This window comes from Streptomyces phaeochromogenes, assembly GCF_001418655.1.
GTDB lineage: Bacteria > Actinomycetota > Actinomycetes > Streptomycetales > Streptomycetaceae > Streptomyces > Streptomyces phaeochromogenes.
The window spans coordinates 1,147-7,265 of the sequence record NZ_LIQZ01000386.1 but is presented as its reverse complement, the minus strand read 5'-3'; the positions used below and the strand labels follow the sequence as shown (position 1 = coordinate 7,265).

Annotated in this window: 8 protein-coding genes; 6 read left to right on the top strand and 2 right to left on the bottom strand. The window is 69.1% G+C overall.

Features of this window, described 5'->3' with window-relative positions; genetic code table 11:
- A partial coding sequence (locus AOK17_RS51025; protein WP_055617436.1) for a hypothetical protein occupies positions 1-479 on the bottom strand: 479 nt, incomplete at its 3' end.
- Positions 480-607: 128 nt separating this feature from the next.
- Here AOK17_RS51025 and AOK17_RS39450 point away from each other — a divergent pair.
- The 5 genes from AOK17_RS39450 to AOK17_RS39430 all read left to right on the top strand — a co-directional run bounded on the left by AOK17_RS39450 (position 608) and on the right by AOK17_RS39430 (position 4,072).
- Positions 608-1,039, top strand: a complete 432-nt coding sequence (locus tag AOK17_RS39450; protein ID WP_055617435.1) for an Hsp20/alpha crystallin family protein — start codon at positions 608-610, stop codon at positions 1,037-1,039.
- A gap of 100 nt (positions 1,040-1,139) precedes the next feature.
- Positions 1,140-1,535: a DUF2267 domain-containing protein gene (locus AOK17_RS39445; protein ID WP_055617438.1), complete on the top strand. Its 396-nt coding sequence runs from the start codon at positions 1,140-1,142 to the stop codon at positions 1,533-1,535.
- 58 nt (positions 1,536-1,593) lie between these two features.
- On the top strand, positions 1,594-2,037 hold the full coding sequence (locus tag AOK17_RS39440) for a DUF2267 domain-containing protein (protein ID WP_055617434.1): 444 nt from the start codon (positions 1,594-1,596) through the stop codon (positions 2,035-2,037).
- A 1,136-nt stretch (positions 2,038-3,173) separates the two neighbouring features.
- Entirely contained in the window at positions 3,174-3,512 is a 339-nt protein-coding gene (locus tag AOK17_RS39435; RefSeq protein WP_055617433.1) for a MerR family transcriptional regulator, read from the top strand.
- A 128-nt stretch (positions 3,513-3,640) separates the two neighbouring features.
- Positions 3,641-4,072 carry a DUF6292 family protein gene (locus AOK17_RS39430; RefSeq protein WP_055617432.1) on the top strand — a complete coding sequence of 144 codons (432 nt, stop codon included), beginning with the start codon at positions 3,641-3,643 and terminating at the stop codon, positions 4,070-4,072.
- A 150-nt stretch (positions 4,073-4,222) separates the two neighbouring features.
- Here AOK17_RS39430 and trhA read toward each other — a convergent pair whose 3' ends face one another.
- On the bottom strand, positions 4,223-4,876 hold the full coding sequence (gene trhA / locus AOK17_RS39425) for a PAQR family membrane homeostasis protein TrhA (protein ID WP_055617437.1): 654 nt from the start codon (positions 4,874-4,876) through the stop codon (positions 4,223-4,225).
- A gap of 604 nt (positions 4,877-5,480) precedes the next feature.
- On the opposite strand from trhA, the gene AOK17_RS39420 reads away from it, so the two are divergent.
- Entirely contained in the window at positions 5,481-5,840 is a 360-nt protein-coding gene (locus AOK17_RS39420; RefSeq protein ID WP_055617431.1) for a hypothetical protein, read from the top strand.
- The last annotated feature ends 279 nt before the right edge of the window (positions 5,841-6,119 follow it).

Sequence of the window (6,119 nt, the reverse complement as noted above, 5' to 3'; positions counted from 1 at the left end):
GGGAGGTCGGTGAGGGCGGTGATCTGTCCGGCGAGGCGACGTAGGTCGGCGGCGTTGGTACGGGCCCAGGTGGTTGTGGTGCGGTCGGCGGCCCGGGCCTGGCGGGTGGCTGTCACGCGTTGCTCGCCGGTGGTCCCGGCGGGGCCGGGGCGGCCGCGCAGATAGCGGCGTTCGGCGGCCTGGCGGCTGGCGACGCCGAGGGGATGGGCGAGGTCGGCCCAGCTGGCGCCCGCGTCGCGTGCGGTTTCGATCAGGCCGGTCTCCCATCCGGCGAGCTGCTCGCGTACCTGGCGCAGCAGCATCAGGGAGGCCAGTGCCTGCTCCGGCCGGGGACCGGAAGCGTCAGGGGTGTCCGGAGAGTCTTGCTGGGCGTTGTGCAGGGCGTCGTCTATGGCGTGGAGGGCCGCTGCGGCGGCGAGGAACGACGCCGGGTTGTGGGCGTTCGTGCTGGTCGTGGCCGGTTGGTTGGATGTGGTCACGGGCACCTCCCTCGACTTGTCATCACATGGACGACACCGTGTTTGTCATCCATTGGATGACATGTTACAACGGAGTCAGTGAGGCGCATTGGCAGCAACTGCCTGAACCTGCTGGAGGTGTTTTCACGATGTTGATGCGCACTGATCCCTTCCGTGAGCTGGACCGGCTGGCGCAGCAGCTGATGGGCCCGGGCACCTGGTCCCGCCCGTCGGCGATGCCGATGGACGCCTACCGCGAGGGCGACGAGTACGTGGTGGCCTTCGACCTTCCCGGCGTCAGCGCCGACGCGCTCGACATCGACGTCGAGCGGAACATGCTCACCGTCAAGGCCGAGCGCCGGCCGGCGGCGAAGGCCGATGACGTGCAGATGGAGCTGTCGGAGCGACCGCTGGGCGTCTTCTCCCGCCAGATCGTGCTCGCCGACACTCTCGACACCGAGAACATCAAGGCCGACTACGACGCGGGCGTGCTCACCCTGCGCATCCCGATCGCCGAGCGCGCCAAGCCCCGCAAGATCTCCATCGGCGTCGGCTCCGGCCGCAACGAGATCTCCGGCTGACACCGGCCGGACGGGTGCGGAGGACGGGCACCTGATCTCCCCCTCCACTCCGCCCTCCGCACCCCGTGGGCATTCCGAAGAGTAAGAGGTGGCGGCCGAGATGACTCTGCGGCGCGAAGTGTTCCTCGATCACGTGAAGGAACGCGGCGAGTACGGAACTGCGGAGGAAGCCGAGCGCGCGGCCCGCGTGGTGCTCGCGCTCCTCGGCGCGCATCTGGTCGGCGACGTCCGCGCCCATCTCGCGGCGCGCCTGCCAGAGGGCTACGCCCTGATCCTCCTCAACCCGCTGCAGAGCGCGGAACCGCTCCTCCCGGAGCAGTTCGTCCGGGCGGCTGCCGCCTGGATCGAGGGCGCCACCGAGCAGACCGCGGCCTGGGACGTCAGCGCCGTGCTGTCCACCGTCGCCGACGCAGCCGACGTGGACCTGCTGGAGCAGATCCTGCTCCAGCTTCCCGCCGGCTACGACCTCCTCTTCGGCCGCCCCCAGCCCACCTGACCATGACGGGTGATGCCCACCCCGGCACCATCCCACTCCACGAAAGGCATGCACCGCAGTGATCTCCGACGCGCGCGTACCGCTTGAGCACCAGCAGCCGTACGGAACGGCGTATGAGCAGATGTTGGAGAAGGTCCGCTACGAAGGCGCCTACCCCACCCGCGAGCGGGCCGACGAAGCCGTCCGCCTGGTCCTCGCGGGGCTGGGACGCCAGCTGACCGGCGACGAACGCGTCGATCTCGCCGCCCGTCTGCCCTTGGAGGCCGCCCGCGTTCTCACCGCGCAGATCCCCGACACCCAGCCCCTCACCGGCTGGGCCTTCGTCAAGGACCTCGCCGCCCGGACCGGCGCCTCCCTGGCTACCACTCGCTGGGACACCGGATCCGTCTTCTCCGCCCTCGCTACCTACGCAAGCCCCGACCTCGTCACCCGCATCCTGCGCCAGCTCCCAACTGGCTACGCCCTGCTGTTCGGCCGCGCCGAACTCACCCCCGCCGCGTAGACGGCGAGGCGCGTGCCCGGGGCAGGTGCAACGACCGCCGCGTCGCTGTCCACCCGCCGCCCCGGGCCCGCGAGGTGACCGCAGCCGCCTCTCGGCCGCCCATACCGACGTGCTGGCGTGTGCGGTCGAGTGAATCGGGTGCCACGGGTGCCACGGGTATGCGTACGCCCACCGGTGAGCGCGGAGTGGGGCCAGGCCCGCGAGGTGCGCGCCGCGATCGAGGTGTTCCGGCAGTCGGTCCGTTAGTCGGAGACGCCCGCAGCCGTCTGCTCGCGGTGGTACTCGAAGGTGTTGCGGGCGACAAGCCTGTGGTCGGCCCGGCCATGCCTGGCTGCCTACGAAGGCCCCGTGGCTGTTCGAGGTCGATTATCTCGCTGCCGAGCGCACGGAAATCTATGTTGGCCGGAGTAGACATTGGGTGGTGGTGTGGTTATGGTTTCTCTTGTAGCCGAGATCGAGCAGGGCCCGGCAGACATGAACTGCCGGGCAGTAGTACGCAGTTGCAGTACCGCAGGACGGTGCGGTGGTGGAGTTCCGAAGCCAGGTTGTTGCAGGACGGCGACGGAACTGACAACCGGACCGGGTGGCCCACAGTGATCAGGGGCCGCCGTGAGCAGGACCGCAGTAGCAGTATCGGTAAGTGCAGTTCGCGGTACCCAGCAGTGAAGTCAGTGAGCAGCACCTCGGTGAAGGCGTCGGCTGCGGGCGCGCGTGCCGGGAGGTTCGGCAGTGGGGTTCTAAGCCAGAGCAGATGCAGGACGGGCGACGGGGCTGGCTGCCGAAGAGTGGCGCTGTCACAGGCCGCTGAGCAGTTCGCATCACCAGCAGTACGCAGTACAGCAGTATGCAGTCCCCTGTTTGGCAAGTAGTTGATCACTGAGGGAAGAACGGAGGAGCCGAGCGCCATCAGGATCGCCCGGGCGGAATGACTGGGCCCGGGTACCGCAGGACATCGATAGTGAGGTGGTCTTCGGTCAAGCAGTTGCGATCCCCGCATTCCCCGTCCTCTCTCGGGTGGGTGTGCGGACACAGAAGGCCGGTGCAGTACCAGGGCCGGCAGATGGTGTAGCAGTTCCTTCGGGGCCTTGGTGCCATACGGCACCAAGGCCCCTCCACGCGTTCCGCAGAGAGGTGCGATGACAGCAGACGACTCGTTCAACCGGCTCGATGACGACGACTACCCCGCCTACACCATGGGCCGGGCCGCCGAGATGCTCGGCACCACCCAGGGTTTCCTGCGCGCCGTCGGCGAAGCCCGCCTGATCACCCCGCTGCGCTCGGAGGGCGGACACCGCCGCTACTCCCGCTACCAGTTGCGCATCGCTGCCCGCGCCCGGGAACTCGTGGACCAGGGCACCCCGATCGAGGCCGCCTGCCGCATCGTCATCCTCGAAGACCAGCTCGAGGAAGCCCAGCGCATCAATGCCGCATACCGCCGCGCCGCCGAATCGGCCAAACCAACGACCGCGGCCTGAGCCAGCTCCCCGCCCCAAGAATGTCGCGGCTACCGGCATCATGTTCGAGGCCGGTGCGATCGGCCCGGCCGCCACGTTCCTGCGCGCCTCATGACCAGGCTTCCGGCCCGCAGGCGGAGGTGAGAGGGGTGCTGCTTGATCCGCCCGGCTGGCCGGGCTGTGCTCAAGGGCTGCCGCACTGGCCCTACCTCCAGGCCGTCGACCAGGCGCTCACCGGCCGGGGGATCCTGCCGGGCGCGGTCTGCCTGGACCGTGCCGGCCGCGCGGACGGCGACACCATGTTCATGGACCTGGTCTGGGACGTCAGCCGCACCGCTGGCCCGGGAGGCGTCCGGTTGCACTGGGGTGAGGACACCGGCTGGTCGTACACCCTGGTCCGCCTCGTCCGCGACAGCGCGCTCCCGCACCGCCCGCTGGCCCCGCTTCACCGGGTGTTCGCGGTGCCGGAGGCGGTAGCAGAGATGGCGGAGAGCCTGGTGCGGTCCTGGCGTACGCCCATCGGCGAGTACGGCGCGGAGTGGGACCAGGCCCAATCCGGCCCGTGGCGAAGTAGGGGGTAGTCGTCGTCGAGACGGCCGTACGAGTCGGCCGCGGCCCTTGCGCCTCACTCACTGCACGCGAGGAGGGGTCCTGGCACCGTTGGTGTCAGGACCCCTCCGCACTGTCGTGCACCACCAGGCGTTGCGACGCGGGCCCGAACGTTGTCGCGGTCAGTAGGTGACCAGGGAGATGGCGATGTAGTGCGCCGTGAAGGCTGCCACGGTCAGGGCGTGGAACACCTCGTGAAAGCCGAACCACTGGGGTGAGGGGTCAGGGCGCTTGAGGGCGTAGACAACCGCGCCCGCGCTGTAGAGCAGGCCGCCGACCACGATCAGGGTGAGCACGGCCGCGCCGCCAGCGTGCAGGAAGTCGGGCAGGTAGCGCACTGGTGCCCATCCCAGGGCCAGGTAGCACGGGGTGTACAGCCAGCGCGGAGCTCCGACCCACAGGACCCGGAACGCGATGCCGGCCAGTGCGCCCGCCCACACGATCCACAGCAGTACGGACCGCTGGCCCGGCGGGAGCAAAAGCACGGCCAGGGGGGTGCAGGTGCCGGCGATGATGAGGAAGATGTTGGCGTGGTCGAGACGCCGCAGGAGAGCCTCGCCGAGCGGCCCCCAGGTGCCACGGTGGTAGATGGCACTCGTTGCGAACAGCATCCAGGCGGTGACCGAGTACACGGCGCAGGCCACGACTGCCTGCGGGGTGCGGGCCAGGCAGATGAGCACGATGCCGGCGATCAGCGAGGCGGGGACCATTCCCGCATGAAGCCAACCGCGCAGCTGCGGCTTGATCGGTTCGACCAGGTCGGTTGCCCGCTCCACCAGCGCGGCCACCGGATGAGCGTTCCCTGTCGTTTGGTCGTCGCGTGATCCGGCGGGCGGCCCGTCTTCACGACCCTCCCGCCGCCGTGAGGCGACGTAGATGCATTCGGCTTCAGCAGCGTCCCGGGACACGGCTTCTCGTCCTCCCTCGTGGGCATCACCGGTGATCATGGAGGCATGCTAGAAGACGACACTCGGACAGCATTCCGAGAGGTCGCTCGCGTACCCCGTGCTCACCGTCGCGGCCTGCTTTTCCGCAACGGTTGCGTTTGAAGGGTTGTTCTCTGGAATGCGTTCACCACATAGCGGATCCGCTTTATAGCCGTGTGCGGTGCTGACAGAGCAAGCTATCCCGCAGCACCGTCACCTGGGCCGACCGGGGCGAGCATCAGCGGTAGGCCGCGAGTGCAGACGACGGGATGCCCTCGCCGTCGTTGACTTCTTGCGTGACCCGCGGGGGACCGGCTTCCCTTGGCCACGGTTGAGCGCCTCGCGCGCGCCATCCCGGTCACCCTCCGGGGCTTCGCGAGTGACGGTCGGCACCCGCCGTGCCTGCCGTCACCACGCGTCAAGGGCCGGGTGGCCAGCAAATATAATCCCTCCCATGTTCAAGCCTGACGAGCTGCTCGTAGACGTCGCCACCCTGGTGGAGTCCGGGCAGAGCAACCAGATGTCCCTGACCGTGGTCACCGGTGGTGCCGTCATCACCGGCCGACTGGCCCCTGAAGCGGTGTGGAGGCAGAGGGTGTCGGACGTGCTGACGGACTCCGCCCGCCTGGGCGAGTTCTCCGCCGTCTTCAACACCCCCGCGAAGGAGAACGCACCTCCCACGCATCTGCACTTCCATGTGGCCCGCATCCTGCAGGGCACGGTCGGAATCCCGGAGACGGGCGGGATGTACCGCGTAGCAATCGCCGACGTCAGCGCCTGGACCATGGGTGACTTCAGCTACTCCGACCACTGAGCGAGCAACCACCGCGGAAAACCGTCGACCAGGCGCTCACCGGCCGTGGGATTCCGCCGGGCGCGGTCTGCCTGGACCGGGCCGGCCGCGCGCACGGCGACACCATGTCCATGGACCTGAGCTGGGACGTCAGCCGTACCGCCGGCCCGGGAAGCGTCCAGTTCCACTGGGATGAGGACACCGGCTGGTCCTACGCCCCGGTCCGCCTCATCCGCGACAGCGCGCTCCCGCACCGCCCCCTGGCCCCGCTCCACCGGGTGTTCGCGGTGCCGGAGGCGG